Below are 23,540 nucleotides of genomic sequence, written 5' to 3' on the forward strand. Positions count from 1 at the left end.
AATATTTGCAAGAAGGATCTTTTAATTTTTTATAAGTCTTCCGTTTTACAGAAAACAGTCAAATCTGATGAATTACTCTTTTTACTTTTCTACAAGTCTTCACCGGAAGAAAAACCTTTAGTCTTTCTAGCTTTGTTCTTTTCTATCATTTTAATAAGCTGCACATAAAATAGAGGTACAAATAGAACCCCTAAAATAGTCGCAGCAATCATACCTGCAAAAACAGATGTCCCCAGAGCATGACGACTACCCGAGCCGGCACCAGTCGCGACAACAAGCGGAATAACTCCGAGAATAAACGCGAAGGAAGTCATCAAAATCGGACGGAATCGCAAATGAGCTGCTTCAACCGCCGCATCAACAACCGATAAACCGCTTTCGTACTTATGCTTAGCAAACTCAACTATCAAAATAGCATTCTTCGCCGCCAGACCGATCAGCATAATTAAACCGATTTGAGCATAAACGTTATTATCAAGACCACGCAGCCATTGCCCGGCAATCGCCCCGAAAACCCCAAGCGGCACGGAAAAAACAATAGCAAGAGGAATAATCCAGCTTTCATATTGCGCTGCCAGAACAAGGAAAACCATAAGCACCGCAAGAGCAAAAATGACTACAACTTCGCCACCAGATTTTTTTTCCTGATAAGCTATATTCGTCCAGTCAAAACCATATCCTCGAGGGAGAACCTCATTGGCAACTTCTTCCATAGCCGCAATTCCCTGTCCGGTACTGTAACCGGGAGCAGTTGCCGCAGTTATTTCAACAGCCCTGAACAGATTGTATCGACGAATATATTCCGGCCCCTGTATTGTCTCTTTTGTGATCAAGGTAGAAAGAGGAATCATCAGCCCTGTTGAACCACGCACGTAGAATTTGGAAACATCCTCGGGACTGGTTCTAAACTGCGAATCGGCCTGCGCCATTACGCGGTATGTTCTACCATATTTATTAAAATCATTAATATAATATCCGCCAAGGAATGTCTGCAAAGCGCTGAAAACTTCATTAAGAGGAATTCCAAGCTTGCTGACTTTATCCCGGTCTACGTTAACATAAAGCTGCGGCACATTCGCACTGAAGGAAGAAAACTGACTCTGTATCTCAGGACGCTGTGAAGCTTTAGCCATAAAGTCCTGCGCAGCCTGAGCCAGCTCTTCAACTGTCCCACCGGATCTATCCTGCAATTCAAACTGCAATCCACCGGTTGAACCGATACCATTAATGGGAGGCGGATTAAAGTTATGAATTCTTGCATCCTGAATACCCATAAATTTCTTCTGGGTTTTCTGCATAATAGCCCCGACACTCAAAGATGGATCTTCACGATCATCCCAAGGTTCCAATATAACAAAAACAGTCGAAGTATATGATGAATATGCAGAAGTTATCAGGTTAAAACCGCCAAGAACAAAGAAGTCTTTAACCCCCGGTTCAGTTTTCAAGATTTCTTCAATTTCTTTTACAGCTTCATCCGAACGCTGAAGAGAAGCTCCTTCCGGTAATTGGACATTGACCATAAAGTATCCCTGATCTTCGTCAGGAACAAAACCGGTCGGAACGGAACCGAAGAGGACCCATGCACCACCCAGAATAATGACAAAAAAAGTAAGGGCCACAAAAGCCTTTCTGATCATCAGCCGTACACCAAAGGTGTAACCTTCCGTAACTTTGCTGAAATACTTATTAAAAACTCTGAAAAACCATCCCAGAGGACCACGGGCTTCCGTTTGCGGACGAAGCAGAAGTGCACACATGGCAGGAGAAAAGGTCAATGCATTTACTGAGGAAATTGCGACCGAAACGGCAAGGGTCAGCGCAAACTGTTTATAAAGCTGCCCGGTTATACCTCCCATGAACGCAACCGGAATAAATACAGCAATAAGAACAATTGTAGTTGCAACAATAGGCCCTGAAACTTCTTTCATTGCCGCTTTTGTTGCTGTTCTTGAGTCCATTCCTTCTTCATCAATTTTCTTTTGAACAGCTTCCACGACAACAATTGCGTCATCAACAACAATCCCGATGGCCAGAACCATTCCGAAAAGGGTCAATGTATTAATGGAGAATCCGAGTACTTGGAAAAATGCAAAAGTTCCCACAAGTGAAACAGGTACTGCAAGCATAGGAACGATTGTTGCCCTGAGATTTTGCAGAAAAATGAAAACAACTATGAAAACAAGAAACATTGCTTCATAAAGAGTGCTCAAAACTTCATCAATGGAGGCTGTAACAAAAAGAGTTGTATCGTAAGGGATGTCATAAACAACATCTTTCGGGAAAGATGGAGCCAGTTCTTTCATTGTGCTGCGAATTTTCTGAACAACATCGAGCGCATTCGCCCCGGGAAGCTGATAAACAAGAAGCATCGCATTGGAAGCAGCCCCCTGTCTTCCGAAGGCAGTGTAAGACTTAGATCCCATCTCCACCCGCGCAACATCTCTGACTTTTACAGTGCTGCCGTCAGGATTAGCCTTAATAATTATATTTCCGAACTCTTCAGGTTCGCTAAGTCTACCTTTTACCCGGACGGTCATCTGAAACTGCTGATTCATCGCGGCAGGAGGCTGTCCTACCTGTCCTGCGGGAGCTTGCAGATTCTGAGCCTGCACAGCGGTAACAATATCACCGGAGGTAATTGCAAGACGGGCCATTTTGTCAGGATTGAGCCAGAGACGCATTCCGTAATCCTGATCTCCGAAAAGACTGATATTACCGACTCCGGGAATTCTGGCAATCGCATCATAAAGATTAATTTTTGCGTAGTTATTAAGGAAAAGAGAATCGTATGTACCGTCCGGAGAAAGCAAACTGACAACACAAAGCATGCTGGAAGACTGTTTCTTTACACTGACACCGGACTTTGTAACTTCAGCAGGAAGCTGAGGAGTAGCAAGGTTTACACGGTTCTGCACATCGACAGTAGCCAGTTCAAGGTCACGGCCAAGGTCAAAAGTGACATTGAGTACAAGCCGACCATCATTGGAACTGATGGAGTTCATGTATAACATATCCTGAGCACCGTTAACCTGCTCCTCAATAGGAGCGGCTACAGTCTGCTCAACGACATCTGCGCTGGCCCCGTTGTATACGGTAGAAATCTGCACGCTGGGAGGAGCAATTTCGGGGTACTGAGCGATAGGTAGAGAAAAAATACTCAGCAAACCTACAAGTGTAATGACTATGGATATTACCGATGAAAAAATCGGCCTATCGATGAAAAAATTAACCATTCCCCTTCCCTGTATATGAGCTTAAAAAGCTTCCCCCCGCAGAATCAGGGAGGAAGCTTGCTCACAAAATAATTTATGTAAACCGTTTAAAGATACCCGGAAAATATCTACACACAGGCTGTTTATTTAGTATTCTTAGGAGTTACAATCTCCGGAGCAACCAATGTTCCCGGCCTGATTTTGTTAACACCGTCAGCAATAATCAGATCTCCGTCCTTGATGCCCTTTCCAATAACAGCACTCTGATCATTTGAATAATCAATCGTTACCGCATTTTCAACAACAGTTCCATTGGAAGATACAGTCAGAATCGATTTACGACCCTGAACATCTAAAATAGCTCTTGCAGGAACAACTAACGCATTTTGAAATTCTTTAAGCAAAGCAACAATCTTTGCATACTGCCCATCTCTCAGCATTTTCTCAGGATTCGGAAAAACTGCGCGCAAACTAAGTGTTCCGGTTGAAGGGTCCACAGCTCTATCTGCCATGCTGAATGTTCCGTTATGATCATAAAACTTACCGTCAGCGAGAATGATTCGAAGAGTCTTACTACGCGCGGGTAAATCCTGATTTCTTTTTTCTTCAATCTCTTTAATTGCAAAAAGATATTCTTTTTCGGGAATACTGAAATTTACATACACAGGATCTACAGCAGAAACTGTAGCAAGCAATGAAGATTCTTTCGCAACCAATGCCCCAAGGTTGACCTGAGTCTTCCCGATAATTCCTTCCATAGGTGCATAAATACTTGTAAAATCAACATTCAGACTTGCCTGCTTAACGGAAGACTTGGCATTATTGAGCTGAGCTTCAAGAACCTGCTTATCGGTTACCCGGGTGTCGAATTCATCACGACTGACCGCACCTTGATCAAACAAAGTTTTAAATCTTTTGTAGTCAGTATTCGCCTTATTGAGGGTCGCCACACTACGAGCCAATTCAGCTTCTGCCTGCTTCAAAGTTTCTTCGTAAGGCCTAGGATCAATCACGAAAAGTAGTTGTCCCTTCGTAACAATCTGACCTTCATCAAAGTGACGCGCTTTAAGATACCCTTCAACCCGTGAACGAATTTCGACGGTCTTTTTAGCTTCAATCTGAGCTACGTATTCACCTTTAACAGGAAAACTCTGTTCGGTTACTTTATAAACTTTTACCGGAACAGCCTGTTGCTCAGCGGCTTTCTCATCTTCATCACCAAAGCATCCGGCAACAAAAGCGAGTGAAACAAACATAAAAAACAAAACAAACCGTCTGCAGGGTAATTTTTTTACTTCTACAGTCTTGCGAAATTTAAAATTCACGAATCCCCCTAATACAATATATAAAACAAATGACTCTGCCACCCCGTACGATAAAGGAGACACTAACTAATTAGCTATGTAAATAAAAGGAATTTATAACTGAGTTAAAAGCATTACCCCTCATTCATATCTGTATTCATTCAGTACTAATGATGCAGTCTGGTCTTCACCCGCGCAATAGCGCCGGGAATTTCTTCTTTTGCCAACTTACGCAAGTGTTCATACTCCACAGAAAAATCTGCACTTGGATAATTTCTATCAACAACACTTGATGAATAAAGACTCGGAATAGCATTCAAAACGACACAGGCAATGTCAAAGAGACATTTATCACACTGGCAGAATTCAACTTCTTGCAGATCAATGAAAGCTTTAATCTCATCATAAACAGCTTGTTCGCTTAAATTTACAATATCGCCTGATTTAAAAAACTCATTAAATGTCAACATGGTATCCCCCTAAATCATTACTTCTGCTTATGAACCGCCGTTACTCCAAGTTATATTGTATAACATTAAGCATTTGATTCAAAGTAAATTTACCCTTTCTCTCTTCATGCAGCTATAGTGGATCGCAAACGACCTTATTTCTTCCGGAAGTTTTAGCTTCATATAAAAGAATGTCAGCCCTGTTAATCATTCCGTCCAGACCGAGTTTTACATTTGAAGTAACTCCGATGGACACGGTAAATTTAAGTTTTTCATGCCTACAGTACATGGAAAAAGCTTCTATCATTTCCCTGAAATCATCCACATAACTTTCAAGCTCGGCTGAATCTACACCCTCAAGAAGAACCGTAAACTCTTCGCCACCGAAACGGGAGGCAAGCCCTCTGGACCCGAAATATTCAACAATTTTAGATGAAAATTCTTTTAAGACTAAATCACCGACATCATGACCGTAAGTATCATTTACGTTTTTGAAATGATCAATATCAAGCATAACAATACTCAACAACTTGTCATTATCTTCAGCTTCAACAAACATAGGTTCTGCATGCTCGAAGAAATAACGTCTATTCCACATCCCGGTAAGAAAATCTTTATTTGCTCTGTCACGTGATTCTTCGAGCAATTCCAGCATTTCCAAGTTCGAATTAACCCTGCACAGAATCTCTTCGACACTTGCACTCTTATGGATAAAGTCATTTGCTCCGGTTTTCAAAAAAAGAGGGGCTGTTCGGGAATTTTCATCAGAGGAAAGAACAATAATACTGAGTTCATCCATATGACTACTAAGCCGCAATTTTGCAGTCAATTCCCGGCCATCCATCCCCGGCATGGTATAATCTGTCAAGACCAGCTTTATATCGGGATTATCGGCAAAAATTTTACACGCTTCCTCACCATTTGCCGCTTCAAGCACGGTAAGCCCCTGCCGTATTAAAATAGCTGAAATCCAATGACGCACAGTAATGGAATCCTCCACCACCATGACCTTGGTTTTTCTATTATTGAAAACGCGCTTAACTATACGGACTATATATTCCGAATGCTCAGGCCTTTTAAGGACATAATCAACTATATTCTTTTTTAGAATATCTTTGAGCTGGTTATCATCAAGAGAGGCGGTTACCACAATGGCAGGAATTCCGTTTGCAGTTAATAAATCAATCCCGTCACCAGCTTCATGCCCTTCATAAATCAAACTGCTGAGCCCTACAAAATATTCGTTTTGTGAGATCAACTCAGCGGCCTGTTCTAAGCTGTGTGCAGTATCACATTCAAAACCGGCATGCTCCAAAGTTCTTTTTATGAAAAGAGCTGTAACCTTGCTGGCATCGACTATTAAAACTTTTTCCACAGCTTATGCTCCCGAGTGAAAAGACTAAGTCATACAATTACGTTTAAAAACAATCGCACTTTAGCGAGTACACACTTTTATTTAAGTTAACTCGGTCATTAAGCAAAGGGAATTATAATCATTTTCTTGGACAAGTTTCGCAGCCGCAAATTGAATACTTGCTCTCGGCGCGACGTTGCCCGAACAAAAGCTTAATCTTTTTTCTAAGTTCATCAATAAGCTCTGGATCTTCAAAGTCATCTGGTTCTACAAATCCCAGTTCAGTTAAACAAAATTCATGCACGGGATGCAGCCCTGCCTTCTCAAGCATTTTACAAGCACACTTTTTTTCACAACCATCTATAATTATGAGATCTTGAACGTTAGAAGCCATAGTAATACAGTTATCAACGCCTGCGCCGATTGCGGCAAGGCATATCATTTTTGAAAAACCGCTTTCATCCAGTTTTACAGCAATACCGTTCGCGGCCTGTCCGGCCTTTGAGGCTCCAGAGCATGCTACAACAAGAAATCCAGTTTCATATTTTTCCAGCATAAAGAAACCTCCTACAATAAATAAACTATACTTCTTTTTACCATAATACCTGCTCAAAAAAAACTTAAAAACAAAAAAGCCTGCAACAATTGCTATACAATTGATGCAGGCTTTGCCTTTCATTTATAAAAAAACTTAAATAATCATATTGAAGATATATCCGACAATCAAAATTCCTCCGGCAACCACTCCTACAAAAACAGCAATCAGCTTAGGCTTTAACACCTTTCTCAGAATCACCATTTCAGGGAATGAAAGCGCGATGACACTCATCATGAAGGCAAGCACAGTTCCGAGAGCCGCTCCCTTACCAAGAAGAGCATCCACAATTGGAATAACTCCGGCGGCATTTGTGTACATGGGAATCCCCATCAATACGGAAACAGGAACAGCCCACCATGCGCCCTTGCCCATGATCGAGGCCATCATTCCCTCTGGAACATAACCGTGGATAGCCGCCCCGGCCGCAATCCCAAGCACCATGTACAACCAGACTTTACCCACAATCTCTTTAACCGACTCCAGACCGAAGCTGACGCGTTCTTCAAACGACATCGCTTCCAATGTCCCGCCTGGATTTGCAGTTGCCAATTTCACCCAGCCTTCAACATGCTTCTCCATGCCCAGCCTACCGATTATCCATCCGGCTACAATGGCGATGGTAATTCCGGTTACAAAGTACAAAGTCGCAATCTTCCATCCCATCATTCCATAAAGAAGAACCAGAGCGACCTCGTTAACCATAGGCGCTGAAATAAGAAATGAAAAAGTAACACCTAAAGGAACGCCTCCGGCAACAAACCCAATAAACAAAGGAACAGCCGAACAGGAACAGAAAGGAGTAACAACTCCAAGAAGAGCCGCCATAACATTCCCGACAGACTCCCTGCGGCCGGCAAGCATCTTCCGCGTCCATTCTACCGTGACATAAGAACGGATAATTCCAATACCGAATATTACCAGCCCAAGCAGCATCAACACCTTGGGTGTGTCATAAACAAAGAACTGTACGGTTTCACCTATTGCACTTCCCGGAATCAGTCCTAAAAATTTAAACGAAAAATATTTAGAGAAGGACAGCAACTGTGAATACAGCGCGAACCAGGTAACAACAGCTACCGTCAACGCTGCCCAAAGAATTTTTCCAGAAAAGAATTCGGGTTCTTTTTTCCCAACTTTTCCAAGAGTACCTATTTCTTCCAGCTTTTTACCTGATGAACATGCACAAGGCTTAACATTCAACTCTTCCATGACAAACTCCTACATTGTTTATTTTGCCAAATACGAAAACATTACCTAAAAAAAACAGGACAGACCCATCGTATCAACGGATGCAGTCCTTATAGCTTCTTAATTGAGTTTGAAACGTAATCTTTAACCTGCTTTTCAAGCCTCTTCCCGAGAAAATCACTCAGACAATTCAGAAAACCGGGCACACAGTCCATCAAAAGGCTGTAATACACCTTCGTTCCGCGCTTACTATCCTTAAGAATTCCCGCCTCTTTCAATAAGGACAGGTGCTTAGAGACAGTAGAAATATCGCGACCCACAAGCGGAACAATATCACAAACGCAAAGCTCGCCAGAACAAAGCGCTTCTACAATCACAAGCCTGCTAGGATGGCCCAACGCTTTAAACACTTTCGCCTTAGCTTCAATATATTCATTCACGCTTAAACCTCCTTAACTTTCGTATTTGGCAAAATAAGAAATAAGCCTTAATTTGTCAACTGATTTAATCGTAAAAGTTATGACCGTTCATTATAATAATTATGAACGGTGTCTTCCAGACTCGATTTTCCACTCATGGACAATATCACAGACCTTTGCAAACTGTGTGCTGTCTTCGTTGTAATGCTCTGCAAAAACGTGAAGACACGTGCCGCCGCGCGGAGAAAAAATACCTTTAACTCTCATCCACAGTGGAGAAAGACGGCTGACAAAATCATCCAGAATATTATTGGTAATTGTTTCCATAAAAGACTGATGATTACGGTATGCCCCCATATAAAGCTTAAAACTTTTGGATTCAACGCACACTTCGTCAGGAATATATTCCACGATGATATTCGCAAAGTCAGGCTGTCCGGTTACAGGACAAAGCGAAGTGTACTCAGGAAATTCTATGCTTATGATATAGGGCCTGCCCGGAAAATTATTCGGAAATATCTCAAGAATTTCAGGACTGGGAGAATCATAGTTATAACTGGTGGCGCCTCCCTTTCCGAGAGTTTTCAATGCATCAGTCTTGTCTTGGCTTTTAGTCGTTTTCATAACAAATCCCCGTAATTTTATACTCATTCAGCGCAAAGCTGATTTTTATTTATTTTTAATGTTGAAAGCCGTGAGCAGATAACAGCTTATGACTTAAAAGAAAACTCCGTATAACCACCGAAAATAAACGAAACAAGACTGTTTTTCTATTTTGACTTTTTGTTGCAATGCTGGCAACCCTTCTCTCCGAAAAGAATTTCAGGCCCCGAAGCAGAACTGTCGAGATGCGGGACTTTCTCCCTTTTGCTCGTATCGGGCAGACTCTGCTTCATGACAATAACCATCAACACAAGGGAATATAATGCTCTCCTCAACCTTTGAACGCAAAGCGTTCACTCTTCTTACGTGCCTTTTTATCAGCTCACTTGTTATAGCCGCTGTAGTGTCTACCAAGATAATCAGCATCTTCGGTTTTTACGCTCCGGCTGGAGTCCTCGCCTATTCTCTAACTTTCATCGCTTCTGATATCATAAGCGAAATATGGGGAAAAGAAAGAGCAAATGAGGTCATCCACTGCGGCTTTATCGCACTTCTAGCTGCCATCTGCCTGTCATGGGCGGCACTTCACTGGACTCCGGCCCCTTTCTGGAACGGTCAGGACGGCTTTGCCAGTGTGCTGGCAAACACTCCAAGAATTGTGCTGGCATCTCTAATAGCATACTCGGTAAGCCAGACTCACGATGTCTGGCTGTTCCACCTGCTTCGCAAAAAAATGGACGGAAAACATTTATGGCTGAGAAACAACCTGTCAACGGTCACATCTCAGTTGATAGACTCTACCATTTTCGTGACAATTGCTTTTTACGGGATTTTACCGGTTACGGAAATTATTCTGGGACAATGGATGGCCAAAACAGCTATAGCTCTTTTAGACACCCCCTTAGTCTACTTAGGCGTTTCAGTTCTTAAGCGGCAGAACAGACTCTGCACCGCTTCATAATAATTACGGGTTCTTTAATATCTGCGGGCATTCTCAAGGGATGTCCGCAGTCTTTATATCTTTGACACATCTTTCTTCTTACAATTACTTTTAACTGCAAACCTGATATGATAAGCTCATCCTTTAAAACCCAAAGGGAATACAATGAGCTCATCATATAAAAACTATTGTTTCATAATACTGACAGTATTCTTACTGGTTAGCGCTATACACCTTCCCACGGCAAAAGCCGCAGACTATTATCTCCTTGAAGATTTTTATAAATTCAATCCAGACGAAATTTCTAAAACAACTGATTTTAATGAATTGATTAAAAAAGATTCTCCTCCTCCCTTAAATAAAAACTTAACCGTCTCGATCGCAATGGTATATCCAGGCAAACAGGTTTCTGATTACTGGAACAGAAGCAGTAAATCTTTCCGGTTACGTCTGAAACAATACGGCATCACACCTCAAATACACTCTTTTTTCTTAAAACCCACAGCAACATTCCGCGAGCAGAATGCTGTCTTCAAAGAAGCATTAGCAACTGATCCGGATTATCTTATTTTCACGATTGATACCCTCAGACATCAAAGAATGATTGAACCACTTTTAATTAAGAACAAACCTAAAATAATACTCCAGAACATAACAACACCTCTTAAAGCATGGACCGACAAACAACCCATGATGTATATTGGATTTGACCATGTAAACGGCTCCAAAATGCTTGCTGAATATTTTGCTGAAAAAACATATGGAAACGGGCGTTATGCAATACTTCTTCCCGACCCGGGATATCTCAGCGAAGTAAGAGGGGAAACTTTTGTTTCTTACATGGATAACAATACAAACCTTGAACTTGTTTCGGTCTATCAAACTGGAATAAATAAAGAAAAAGCACGGCTTGCCACTCTAGCTATTATTGAAAAAAATCCTGACATAAAATTTATTTACGCTTGTTCTACAGATATAGCCTTAGGAGCTATAGAGGCCCTCCGCAAAAAAAATATGATCGGGAAAATTATGGTTAACGGATGGGGGGGAGGATCTTCTGAACTCAAGGCTATCCAGAAAGGAGAAATGGATGTAACTGTAATGCGAATAAACGATGACAACGGAGTAGCAATGGCGGACGCTGTCATTCTTGATATGTTAGGAGAATCTAAAAAATTACCTCTTGTTTTTTCAGGTAGACTTGAGCTTATAGAAAAAGGAATCAATCCTCAAAAATTGGACCTCCTAAAAAATAAAAGTTTCCGTTACTCAGGACGTGCTGAGGATTAATTCATGATTAATTTGAACAAATTTCGCAAGAAAAGCCCCCTCGGGCTTACATCCCAAATAATCATTCCTATGATTGGACTGCTTATTATCATGGGAATTTTCATCTTTTCATGGTCCTTTTACGTCTCTAAAAGAACCCTTGAAAATGAACTGGCACTTGATATTGAAAAAACCGAAAGTATTGTAGAACTTTCTCTGGATAATACCCTTGGCGACATTAAAGATGATTTAATCGAATTATCACTCTCTCTGGATTTCAAAGGAGCGCTTGTCACCGGAGATTCAGATTTTATTGAACAAAAACTATATAATTTTCTAAGTTCTAAACAAGGTTATCTTTTGGATATTCTTGAAGTCTTCAAGGGAGGAGAGCGCTGGGTTAATGCCGGAATTGTTGAAATACCTGTAATCCAGCTCAAAACAAAACATAAAAATGCTCTTACAACATTACCCACGTGGGGTCATTTATCATTCAGAGCACGAGACAATATTAAAACAATTTTGGTTTGTGCTGTACCTGTCACCAATGATCAAACCGGAGAAGTTGTTGGAATGCTTTATGGAGGGATCGACTTAAATTCTAATGTTTCTTTTTTAGATAATTTAAAAATAGCATCCTCCGCCATTGACGCGGTGCTGATAAGCAAGAAAAGATTACTGATCAGCACCAGCAATCCTTCCGGCGAAACCATCAGTGAGCTCATCAGCTGGGGCCATAATGCTTTGCCCGGCAATTTCATTGTTAAAGACGATCTCATCTTTTCCACAATTCAACTATTATCGAATCAGTCTGAAAGCCCTTTGCTTTTCAGCTTTTCACGAATCAACTCCTCATTTCAATCTCTTAAGCTAGGCTTTATGAAAAGCTCGGGGATGATGCTCTCGCTTGCGATACTACTATCTTTCAGTACTGCATGGATAATGCAAAAACGAATTCTCACAGCACTAAAAAAACTGACTGATTACGCGGATTCGGTTGCAAAAGGAACCAGCGATGCCTCTTTTATAAAAGGACAAGTAAAGGAATTCAACCAGCTAGGGGAAACCCTTGAAGCAATGGTTGAAAATATACATGAAAAAAGCACATATATATCCAAACTTTTTTCATCTGCTAAAGCTCCAATAATCAACTGTGACCTTCGCGGTAAAATTATGGATATGAATCCTGCCGCTGAAAAACTGGCTAAATTTTCACATAAAAATTTTCATGGAAATGCTCTGATAGAGTTCTTCCCTCCCGAGTATTCACAAGATGTGGAACAATACTTGGCACGAGCCGCATCAGGGCAAAATCCACCAATAGTTGAGATCCCTATACTGACAAAATCAGGAGAAAAACCTTTTTTTGCGTGGACTTTCTCACCTGTAAAAATGGACCCGAATGGAAGAGCTAATTTCATTTTGCTGCAGGGACAGGACATTACTGAAAACAAAAATGCGGTAAAAAAAGCTCTTGAAAGCGAAGCTAGACTTAGACAAATTATTGATCTTCTTCCTCAAGAAATATTTGCAAATGACATCCACGGCAAATTCCTTCTGGTAAATGAAAACAAAGCTGAAAGACTGCAGAAATCCACCGATAATATTACCGGGGAAAATTTAACCGAAGTCATAGAGAACCATGATGATGTCACACGAATATTAGGTGATAACGAAAGAGTTGTAGAACGAAATGAAAAGCTTTCAATCGAAGAAAGCTATCTGGACAAGGACAGAAATATACACTGGCTTGAAACAACAAAAGTACCCTATACATCAACAGCAACTAATACACCGGCTATTCTTACTATATCCATGGATATAACTCGCATAAAAGAAGCAGAAAGCACACTCCAGCATATGAATAAAGAGCTGGTGGAAAGAGTTTCCATGCGGACAATTGAACTTGAGAATGCAAACACAGCTCTGGTAAAATCAATGGATGAATTACGCCAAACCCAAAATAAACTTGTTGAAACAGAAAAAATGGCCTCACTGGGAGAACTGGTCGCAGGCATAGCGCACGAAGTAAATACACCACTGGGTATCGGTGTAACGGGAACTTCTTACTTGAAAGAAATAACCGACAATCTGCAAACACAATTTTCAGATAATTCCTTAAAAAAGTCAGACCTTGAAAAATATATCGCCACGAGTTCCGTTGCGCTTGTAAATATTGTGAAAAACCTTGACAGATCCGCAAAATTAATAAGTGACTTCAAGCAGTTAGCTGTAGACCAATCATCCGAAGACCTGCGAAATATTAACCTTCTGGATTATATTCAAGGAATACTTATATCCCTGAAACCCAAACTTAAAGGTCATAATCACACGTTGGAAGTTAAATGCCCTGAGGACATCGATATCACAATTTCTCCCGGCTCTCTCATGCTGGTAATTTCGAACCTTATAACCAACTCTCTGACTCATGCTTTTCCGAACAACGAACAAGGATTAATAAAAATTGAAGCAGAAAAGAGCGGCAATGGAATTCTTTTCAAATATTCAGATGACGGGCTAGGCATGAACAATGAACAACTACTCAAAATATATGATCCCTTTTACACTACAAAGCGAAGCGCCGGCAGCACAGGACTGGGGATGCATCTAGTATACAACCTTGTGACCAGAGCTCTAAAAGGAAGGATCGAGTGCGAAAGTACTTTAGGAGAAGGAGCATCCTTCAACATATGGTTCCCTACGGACAGTTCGCAGGAACCTGAAGAACAATATCTTTAATCTACAAGCAATGTAACAAAACCAATCAGCTCAGATCAGTCCATAAAACCATATTTCTACCGCGGCGTTTAGCTTCATACAACATTGAATCTGCCCCCACAGTCATATCCAGCGGCTTTGACGACATTGAAGGAGATACCGTTACCCCGCCAATGCTGACTGTCAGAAATTGTCCCGCAGAAGAGAACCCATGAACAACCTGTAAAGCCTCAACCGCCGCACGCACCTTTTCGGCTTTAAATTTAGCTCCTTCAGCGTCAGTCTCCGGCAACAGAATAACAAACTCCTCTCCTCCGAAACGAGCTGCAAGATCAGCCGGACGCTTTATCTCACGAGTAAGAACATTGGCGACGTTTCTCAGAGCTTCATCACCTGCAGCATGCCCATAGTTATCGTTGTACTGCTTAAAACAATCCACATCCAGCATAGCAAGAGAGATTACATCTCCTGACCGCAGACATCTACGCCATTCTTTTTCCACCGCAATTTCAAAACTCCGGCGATTAGGCATCTCCGTCAACCCGTCAAGATTTGCTAATCCCTCAAGAAGTTTTCTCTGTCTGGAAATTATGAGGTGATTCTTAATTCTGGCTTTTACAATAGACGGATGAAAAGGCTTATGAATGTAATCAACAGCTCCCATTTCCAGCCCGCGGGCTTCGTCCTGCTTTGAATCAAGAGCTGTTATGAAAATAACCGGAATATTTTTAGATAATTCCTGCTCTTTAATCTTATGCAGCAAAGCATAGCCGTCCATTTCCGGCATAACCACATCAAGCAAAATAAGGTCGGGAGGAAACTCCGCATTTATACGATCTAAAGCCTGATTAGCATTTTTTGCCAGTATAACTTTATAGTCCTGCCGCAATAAGTCAGCAAGAACATTCAAGTTCAAGCGCTCATCATCCACAACTAAAATCTTTGATTTTTCATCCATTTCATGACCTTTTTCTAAGAGTGATACCAAGTTCTGCTGCAATTTTTTCCAAAACCAAGCAGCACTCATCAAAATCCAAGTTATCAATATGCTGCGTCAACTTTTTAAGCTGTCCTTCAAACTGTTCAGGATCAAGAAATGTCACCAATTCTTCAAGCACGTCATAAGAATCGGCATCTCCTTCTTTAAGAAGTTTATATAATTCATTTATAAGCTCAAAACTTTTATCTTTATCATTTATATATTCATTGTTTTCACTTTTATAAGAACCAGGCAACACACTTAGTCCCTTAATGATTTTCAACAGCTCTGAAACAAATAGATTTAAAGAAGAAGCCATTCTGTCTTCATCAAATTCATGAATTTCTCCCTCGATAATCCGGCATAATTCATAAAGATGCTGAGCTCCGACATTACCACTTACCCCTTTAAGAGAATGAATCTTAATTGCGGCTTTTTCAAATTCAGAATTATCAATCAACATTTTTAAATCATCAGCAAAGTTCCCGTAATAATGTCTGAATCCCTTCAAAACTCGAAGATACCCTTTTTTATTACCCCCGACATTACTTAGTCCTTTTACAATATCAATTCCCGGAACTTCAGGAATAGCTATACCATCCTGCTCTTCTCCGCCGCTGATGGGAACATAGCTAAAAGCAGTTGATTTAATATACTTTTTCAAAACATCTAAAAGAGTTATGGGAGATATCGGCTTAGTTATGTGTTCATTCATACCGGCTTCTAAACTTTTTTCGAGATCACCCGGCATGGCATGAGCTGTCATTGCTAAAATAGGCAGATCTTTATAGTGCTCATCCGAACGGATTATCCGTGTCGCGGTAAGCCCATCCATCTCAGGCATCTGAATATCCATTAATACAATATCATACGGAGCGGACCACAAAGCATCCAAAGCCTGGCGCCCATTTTCAGCAACAGTCACACCGATTCCAAAACTTTCCAGCATCTTTGTTGCCACGTACTGGTTGAGTTTATTATCTTCAACCAAAAGAGCCTTGATTTTACGCCGTTTAACCCCGGAGATGTTCTGCATATTATTCAAAACAGATGAATCTTTTTTTAGGTCCGTATCAAATTTGAATGCAGCTTTAACAGACTGATATAAAGAAACTCGTGTCACAGGTTTAGAAATAAACCCATTTATTCCGCTAAGCGACGCTTGTTTACGAACACCTTCCCCCACCCCGACAGGAATCATCATGACAATTGGAATATCAATTAAATCAGGTAGAGACCGGATCAAAGCAACTTTTTCAAAACCATCCGTATGAAGAGGATTACAATCCATAATAATTAAATCTGTTTTCGCGCCACCGGCCGAATCTGATTGTAATCGATCAATACCTGAATCAGTAGAAGATTCTAAAACAACATCAAAAGATAAATACTTAAGCCATGCCCCGAGAAACTCTCTCGAAGTACTGTTCTCATCGATTACGAGAACTCTCATTCCGTGAGTGCTGGAAGGCATAATCAGACAGGGCTGAGTTTCAGCATTTATAAAATTTATATCAAACTCAAAAGAACTTCCTAAACCCGGCTGACTTTCAACGCTTATAGCCCCACCCATCAAATTGACGAGACTTTTTGATATAGCAAGCCCTAATCCGGTCCCTCCGAATTTGCGGGTAGTTGAGGCGTCTGCCTGACTAAAAGATTTAAATAATTCATCTATTTCTTCCTTACTTAGCCCTATCCCACTATCCCGGACAATAAATTTAAGACAAATATCGGATGGATTATGACATTCACCAACACAGGAAATAAGAAGTGCGACCTCTCCTTCCTTTGTAAATTTTATTGCATTATTCGTAAGATTTGTAAGGATTTGGCCCAAGCGAAGAGGGTCACCTATTATGCGATGCGGAACATCAGAAGCAACGGATAAAACAAAATCCAAACCTTTCTGCTCAGCCTTGATTGCAACCAAATTGCAAAGTTTATCAAGAACATTATCAAGCGCAAATTCGGTATTTTCCAGCACAAGTTTGCCTGCTTCAATTTTTGAAAAGTCAAGAATCTCATCAATAATCGAAAGCAAAGAATCAGCCGAAGACATCATTTTTTCCAGACACTCCCGCTGAGTAGTATCAAGAATAGAATTTAATACAAGATGCCCAAGTCCGATGATGCTGTTCATCGGAGTCCGTATTTCATGGCTCATATTTGCCAAAAATTCAGATTTGGCACGGGTCGCAGCTTCTGCGTCCAACTTGGCCCGATTAAGTTCTCTTGCAACTCGGCGGCGATCAGTAACATTGCGCAAACACTCTATCCCACCATAAATCTTCCCTGAAGCATCACGAAGTGGACAAGCCACTCCCCAAAAATACGCACCTTCTCCTCCGAAAACTTTCGGCGCATAAACCTCTCCAAACAGCACATTTCCCTTCCGCTGAACATATTCATACATATCCGAAGGGATAGCTTCTTCTGCATCAATGGCCCAGTTGAGAAGAATGGGTTTACGAACTCCATAAAAAGGTAACGCATATTCATAATTGCCTTTACCTACCATATTCTCCTTCGACACTCCCGTAACATCCTCCATGGCTTTATTCCATGCGACAAGGACTCCTTCGGCATCGACAACCATCGTAGGGTCGGGCAAAAATTCAATTATATCATTTAAGCGGCGATATGATTCTTCCAAAGCCTTTTCACTTTTACGCCTGTCTGTCACATCCCTAAAACTCCAAACCCTTCCTACCACTTCGGAACCAATGCGCTGAGAATTTGAATATCTTTCAATAATTCTTCCATCTTTCAGAATAAATTCATCGACATTATCCGGTTCAGACTCAAATGGAAATTTCCAAATTTTGTCGCTTGCTGACTCCTGAATCTCCACCAGAGAAAGAATAAACCCAAAAATATCAGTAACGATTCCATCATTTAAAAGTTGTTCAGGGATATCCCACATATCGGCAAATCGACTGTTCCACGCAACAACCTGTCCGTATCCGTCAACCGCCAAAATACCATCGGCAGAGGATTCAATTGTTGCGGTAAGCAGTGAAACCGAGCGTTCAATTTCCGCGCGGCTGGCTCTTTTTTCGGTAATATCACGGAGTGTCCCAAGCAAAAGAGTTTTCCCGTTAACAATGAGAGGGCGAATTCGAACGTTAATATAGAACTCTCCCTCATCTGTACGTTTACCGACTCCCTCATACTCCAGACTTCCCAACTCAAGTGCTGTTTGAATATGTGCTGCAAAAGAAACAACAGAAGACACCCCGTCCGGTTGCACATTCGGCATAATATTTACAGGAGAAAGAGATTTAAATTCATCTTCCGAGTGACACCGGAACATGGAGAGAGCTTCCGGATTGGCACTCACGAAATTGCCGTTTAAATCCATTAAAACAATTGCATCATTCGCATAATCAAAAAGAGCTCTATATTTTACTTCCCGCTCAATTAAAGCTTCTTCTGCTTTTTTTCTTTCTGTAATATCACGCCAGACAACGTGAAGTATATTTTTACCTTTATACATGATCGGGGTAATCAAACCTTCAACCGGAAAAACCTCGCCGTCGGCTTTTTTTAAAGTCCACTCAAAACGATTCGCCCCGTTAAGCAAACACTCTCTTGCAATACGACGGGACTTTTCCAGAGAAGGACTTCCGTCAGGCTGAAACTCAGGCCCCACGTCTTTCGAACTTAAACCTATCAACTCTGAACTTGAATTCATGTGCAAAAGCTTATAAGCGGCCCGATTACACTGAACGATAAGCTCATTATCTATTAATACGACAGCATCCGATGATTCTTCAAAAAGAGTCCTGAACCGCTCTTCACTTTCTTTTAAAGCCAAAGCCTTCAAGCGGGCCTGCTCATGCAATTGAAGCCGGTCAAACGCAATTCCGACATAAGGAGAAAGAAACAAGAGAATATCTAAATCCCCTTCATCTAAAATTTCCGACTCATCATAACTTTGCACAGCTAAAACACCTATAGTGCGCCCCTCATGAATAAGAGGAACTCCGAGCCATACAACCGAAGGAACTCCAAGTACTTTCAACTCACCGAGTGCGATAAGCTCAGCCCTTTTATGTTTGTCCGCGAGCAACGGCTTACCTGTTCTTATAACGTAATCCGTAAAGCCATTCGCGAGAGACCTTGGAGGAGGAGTAGGCTCAACCTCTTCAGTAAAGTAAGAAAAGCTGAGCACATCCTTTTCTTGGTCATAAAAAGCAATATAAAAATTACGAGCATACATAAACTCGTTAATATGTTTTTGCACTATAGAATAAAACTCTTCCATGCCAGAAACTTCCGTAACAGCAAGAGTTATCCGGTACAGTGAACTCTGAACACTCTCCATCCTCCTGCGTTGCGCAACTTCTTCATTTAAAATCTGATTCAACTTAAAAAGCTTACGATTCCAAAAAAATATCAACAGAATGACAAACAGCAAAAGAATAACAACTTCACCCAAAACGCTGAAATCCAATGCCGGATCAGCCTTATTCCTAAACTTACTTTGAGAGGATTCATTCCCGGAAGAAGTTTTCTGAACATTTCCAGAACGTGGATTTTGTGTAGACCGAACTTTATCGCCACTAAAAACTGCATAAGATTTTTTATTATCTTGAACTTGGGCACAGTATAATGTTTTTGCCGAAACGGACAAAAAAAACAACGAGAGCACAACTACATACATCCCGTGTTTCAGCATTTTAAAAATGCGGCTTTTACTTAAAGAATTAAAAAACACTTATTCTCCCTTACGAGCACACTGTCCGCATTACCGATAATTCTATTTTTAAATATCCGACTAAATGTAACAGATAATATTTATTCAAAACAAGCAGATAAATTTAATATCTTTGGTTAAAATGCAACTTTTATTGCAGGTGCAACTTTTATTGCAAAGACACCTCCGTGCAACAAAAGGCGCACTCTTCGTAAAACCCGTGCGTCGTGTAAACAAAAGTTGCACTGTGTATTCTCTTAAATTCTCCGCTTTTGTTGAGCAAAAACACATTATTAATAAACACTTCTCTTCCACAAAAGACATAAAGATCTGTTTTAATTATTAAAAATATCTAAAAAATGATTTTTTATAACCCTCAAAAGCAATACCATAAAATTTGGCACAATCTTTCCAATGGGTTCTGAACAATATTTGTCTCAGGAGGAACCTATACGATGTACGTCGGGCTAAAAATGCTGAAAAATTTCATGCCGCAATCTCCGGATGCTCTTGCGGAAGATGCTGCTGCTCTTATGGAAAAACACATGCTGTGGATGTTGCTGATTGTAGAAAACGATAAGCTCATCGGATACGTCCGCACTGAAGATGTAAGTGCGGCAATGCCTTCCAAGATGACCGGACTGGATAAGCATGAAATAAACTATCTGCTATCCAAACTGACCTTGCGCAAGATAATGCACACAGACATCACCACCATCAGCCCTGAAACAGAAATTGAAGCCGCAGCAGCTAAAATGCGCGAAAAGAATCTCGCAGGACTTGCCGTAGTGGACGGCAACGCGAAGCTTATCGGCTATATAAACCGAAACGTTATACTTGATGTGCTCGCGGAAGAAATGGGTTTTGCGGAAGGCGGCTCCAGAATAGTTTTTGAAGTGAGTGACAGGCCCGGAGTGTTAAAACACGTCGCGAGCCTGATTGACGATCTCGGTTACTCAATTATCTCGACCGGAACTTTCAAACATAATGACTGCCGAATGGTTGTTATCCGAATCAACGCTGAAAATCCTTCATCTGTTGCCGCAGCTTTGCAAAAAAACGGCTACGACGTTGTAGGGCCGGAGGATTTCAGGGATGAATGGGAATAACGAACCATTGCTGAGCGTCAACAATATTACGCTTACTTTTAAAGGAGTCGCAGCTCTTTCCCGTGTTTCCTGCGAAGTTCCTAAAGGCAGCATAACGTCTCTCATCGGTCCAAACGGTGCGGGCAAAACCAGTATGCTCAATTGTATTTCAGGCCGCTACACCCCGGACAAAGGTTCCATCACCATGCGCGGAAAGGAACTGCTCGGAACCAAGGCATGCAAGCGCACTGATTTCGGAATGTCCCGCACATTTCAAAATATAGCCTTGTTCAAAGGATTATCTGTACTTGATAACCTGATGGTCGGACGGCACTCCCGCATAAAATACGGATTACTCGCATCTCTTTTCTACTTCGGCAAAGCCCGCAAAGAAGAATCCGTACACCGTGCACGCGTTGAAGAAATTATTGATTTTCTGGGACTCTCCCCCTACCGCCATCAAGCTGCCGGACACTTACCTTACGGAGTACAAAAAAAGGTCGAACTGGGCCGCGCTCTAGCCGCCGAACCTGAACTTCTGCTTTTAGACGAGCCTATGGCAGGCATGAACCTCGAAGAAACAGAAGATATGGCCAGATACATTCTCGACATCAACGAAGAATGGGGAATTTCCGTCTTTTTAGTTGAACACGATATGGGCGTTGTCATGGACATTTCAGACCACGTCGTAGTTCTTGATTTCGGCAGAATTTTAGCCAGCGGAACACCGGAAGAAGTTCAAAGCAATCCCAAAGTCATCAGCGCCTACCTCGGCGACGAAGACGGGCTTTACCAAGGGCGTTAATATGACAAAAATTTACAAAACAACCCTTCCGGCCTTACTGATCAAGAATGCCCGCGAACGCGGGGATCGCACTGCCATGCGCGAAAAACATCACGGTATATGGCAGCCTTTTACATATAAAGAGTATCTGACCATCACCTCCGAGTTCGCAGGCGGACTTAAAAAGCTGGGCATAGGAAAAGGCGATGCCATTGTCATCATCGGTGATAACCGTCCTGAATGGCTCTGGGCGCAACTGGCGGTTCAGGGAATCGGCGGTTACTCGGTCGGCCTTTATCAAGACGCTCCGGCTGACGAAATAGGTTACGTGTTCACACTTTCAGAAGCAAAACTGGTAGTAGCTGAAGATCAGGAACAGGTTGATAAAATCATGTCGATCCGTGATGAACTGCCGCAGCTCAAGCACATCATCTACCACGACCCCAAGGGTCTTGTCGGCTACAAAGAAGAAGGACTCATGTCCTTTGATGAAATTTGCGATATGGGCCGCGACACTGCATCTGACTTTGAAAAGTGGTCCAAAGAGACATCGCCAGAAGACATAGCAATTATTGCTACAACTTCAGGTTCAACAGGCCGCCCCAAGCTGGCTATGATGTCGCATATAAATCTTCTCTCCATGGCTTACAATCTCGGAATATCCGACCCGAAAAACGAATCTGATGAATTTGTTTCCTTTCTGCCCCTTGCGTGGATGGGAGAACAGATGATGGCGGTAGCTTCAGCTTTGCTGTTCGGCTTCTGCGTCAACTTCCCGGAAGAACCGGACACCATACAGGAAAACATTCGTGAAATCGGGCCGCATCTCATATTTTCCCCGCCAAGAGTTTGGGAAAACATGGCGGCGAAAGTTCGCGTTCGCATAATGGAAACCACACCGTTTAAAAGATGGATTTTCAACACACTCATGCCTATCGGGATCAAGTACGCTGAAAAAAATCTTCACGGAGAAAAACCAAGTGGCGCATTGGCCCTCGGCTATAAACTTGCAGAAATAGGATTATTCAGAGCCATGCGCGACAGACTCGGATTCTCACGCATCCGTTCCGCATCAACGGGCGGCGCTCCTCTCGGGCCGGACACTTTCACATTCTTTCACGCTCTCGGCATCAACTTGAAACAGATTTACGGACAGACCGAAATTGCCGGAATCTCCTGCATCCATAAAAACGGCGAAATCAATTTTGACACAGTCGGCGAACCTATCTCAGAAACACAGATCAAAATATCTGACGAAGGGGAAGTTCTTTCCAAGAGTCCGGCTGTTTTCCTCGGCTACCTTAAAAATGAAGAAGCAACAGCGGAAACACTTGAAGACGGATGGCTCAAATCCGGTGACGCAGGATACTTTAAGGATAACGGACAGCTCATCATTATCGATCGCTTAAGTGATGTAATGGAACTGAATGACGGAACCCGCTTCTCGCCTCAATTTATTGAAAACAAAATTAAGTTTTCCACCTACGTGCAGGAAACTGTCGTCATCGGACGGGAGCGGGATTATATCACTGCCATTATATGTCTCGACAGTGACATTGCCGGACGCTGGGCAGAACAGGAACAGCTCACCTACACAACATATCAGGATTTAGCCGCCAATCCGAACCTCTACGACCTGATTGCAGAGGAAGTTTCCTCCATCAACGAAACCTTGCAGGAAGGCACATCAATCAAACGCTTTGCCCTGCTGTTCAAGGAACTTGATGCAGATGACGGCGAGCTGACCCGTACCCGTAAAATTCGTAGAAAAGTTATCGAACAGAGATACGAAGATCTTATAAACGCATTGTATAACGGGGATTCCATGCTGAATCTCACCACCCGCATCAGATACCAAAACGGCTCCGAACGCACCATGTCGGGCGACATAGCCATTCGCGAACTAAACAACCCAGCAAGGAAGGTTTGA

At 41.9% G+C, this 23,540-nt stretch carries 16 protein-coding genes; 6 read left to right on the forward strand and 10 right to left on the reverse strand.

Translation table 11 applies throughout. The annotated features are described in order from the left end of the window. Positions 1-89: 89 nt before the first annotated feature. The 8 genes from BLT41_RS15565 to queF all read right to left on the reverse strand — a co-directional run bounded on the left by BLT41_RS15565 (position 90) and on the right by queF (position 9,151). Positions 90-3,236, reverse strand: a complete 3,147-nt coding sequence (locus BLT41_RS15565) for an efflux RND transporter permease subunit (RefSeq protein WP_092162796.1) — start codon at positions 3,234-3,236, stop codon at positions 90-92. A 122-nt stretch (positions 3,237-3,358) separates the two neighbouring features. After that, on the reverse strand, positions 3,359-4,540 hold the full coding sequence (locus BLT41_RS15570) for an efflux RND transporter periplasmic adaptor subunit (protein WP_244512309.1): 1,182 nt from the start codon (positions 4,538-4,540) through the stop codon (positions 3,359-3,361). Between the two features lie 146 nt (positions 4,541-4,686). Further along, a complete protein-coding gene (locus BLT41_RS15575) occupies positions 4,687-4,989 on the reverse strand; it encodes a late competence development ComFB family protein (RefSeq protein ID WP_092162797.1) in 303 nt (100 codons plus the stop codon). 112 nt (positions 4,990-5,101) lie between these two features. After that, positions 5,102-6,343, reverse strand: a complete 1,242-nt coding sequence (locus tag BLT41_RS15580; RefSeq protein ID WP_092162800.1) for a GGDEF domain-containing response regulator — start codon at positions 6,341-6,343, stop codon at positions 5,102-5,104. Between the two features lie 118 nt (positions 6,344-6,461). Beyond that, the gene (locus BLT41_RS15585; protein WP_092162802.1) at positions 6,462-6,878 is read right to left on the reverse strand and encodes a putative zinc-binding protein; all 417 of its coding nucleotides are present in this window, start codon (positions 6,876-6,878) and stop codon (positions 6,462-6,464) included. Between the two features lie 135 nt (positions 6,879-7,013). Further along, positions 7,014-8,129, reverse strand: a complete 1,116-nt coding sequence (locus BLT41_RS15590; protein ID WP_092162812.1) for a permease — start codon at positions 8,127-8,129, stop codon at positions 7,014-7,016. Between the two features lie 89 nt (positions 8,130-8,218). Then, positions 8,219-8,548, reverse strand: a complete 330-nt coding sequence (locus tag BLT41_RS15595) for an ArsR/SmtB family transcription factor (RefSeq protein ID WP_092162814.1) — start codon at positions 8,546-8,548, stop codon at positions 8,219-8,221. A 99-nt stretch (positions 8,549-8,647) separates the two neighbouring features. Further along, entirely contained in the window at positions 8,648-9,151 is a 504-nt protein-coding gene (queF, locus tag BLT41_RS15600; protein ID WP_092162815.1) for a preQ(1) synthase, read from the reverse strand. 301 nt (positions 9,152-9,452) lie between these two features. Here queF and BLT41_RS15605 point away from each other — a divergent pair, with 301 nt between their 5' ends. The 3 genes from BLT41_RS15605 to BLT41_RS15615 all read left to right on the forward strand — a co-directional run bounded on the left by BLT41_RS15605 (position 9,453) and on the right by BLT41_RS15615 (position 14,078). Further along, the gene (locus BLT41_RS15605) at positions 9,453-10,091 is read left to right on the forward strand and encodes a queuosine precursor transporter (RefSeq protein ID WP_092162816.1); all 639 of its coding nucleotides are present in this window, start codon (positions 9,453-9,455) and stop codon (positions 10,089-10,091) included. 144 nt (positions 10,092-10,235) lie between these two features. Beyond that, positions 10,236-11,360, forward strand: coding sequence for a substrate-binding domain-containing protein (locus BLT41_RS15610; protein WP_092162817.1), 1,125 nt, complete (start codon positions 10,236-10,238; stop codon positions 11,358-11,360). Positions 11,361-11,363: 3 nt separating this feature from the next. After that, positions 11,364-14,078, forward strand: coding sequence for a PAS domain S-box protein (locus tag BLT41_RS15615; RefSeq protein ID WP_092162818.1), 2,715 nt, complete (start codon positions 11,364-11,366; stop codon positions 14,076-14,078). Positions 14,079-14,103: 25 nt separating this feature from the next. Here BLT41_RS15615 and BLT41_RS15620 read toward each other — a convergent pair whose 3' ends face one another. Both BLT41_RS15620 and BLT41_RS15625 read right to left on the reverse strand, forming a co-directional pair. Continuing rightward, positions 14,104-15,015, reverse strand: a complete 912-nt coding sequence (locus BLT41_RS15620; RefSeq protein ID WP_092162819.1) for a GGDEF domain-containing response regulator — start codon at positions 15,013-15,015, stop codon at positions 14,104-14,106. A gap of 1 nt (position 15,016) precedes the next feature. After that, entirely contained in the window at positions 15,017-19,759 is a 4,743-nt protein-coding gene (locus BLT41_RS15625; RefSeq protein WP_092162827.1) for a PAS domain S-box protein, read from the reverse strand. Between the two features lie 434 nt (positions 19,760-20,193). Between BLT41_RS15625 and BLT41_RS15630 the strand changes: the two genes are divergently transcribed. From BLT41_RS15630 to BLT41_RS15640, 3 genes are read left to right on the forward strand one after another with little or no spacing between them, the layout of a single operon-like run. Beyond that, positions 20,194-20,847 (forward strand): CBS domain-containing protein, encoded by a 654-nt coding sequence (locus BLT41_RS15630; protein WP_092162828.1) that lies wholly within the window; start codon positions 20,194-20,196, stop codon positions 20,845-20,847. Beyond that, positions 20,834-21,631, forward strand: coding sequence for an ABC transporter ATP-binding protein (locus BLT41_RS15635; RefSeq protein WP_092162829.1), 798 nt, complete (start codon positions 20,834-20,836; stop codon positions 21,629-21,631). The genes BLT41_RS15630 and BLT41_RS15635 overlap by 14 nt, the downstream gene beginning before the upstream one ends. Position 21,632: 1 nt before the next feature. Then, entirely contained in the window at positions 21,633-23,540 is a 1,908-nt protein-coding gene (locus BLT41_RS15640; protein ID WP_092162830.1) for an AMP-binding protein, read from the forward strand.

It is taken from the genome of Maridesulfovibrio ferrireducens, assembly GCF_900101105.1.
GTDB classification, from domain to species: Bacteria; Desulfobacterota; Desulfovibrionia; order Desulfovibrionales; family Desulfovibrionaceae; genus Maridesulfovibrio; species Maridesulfovibrio ferrireducens.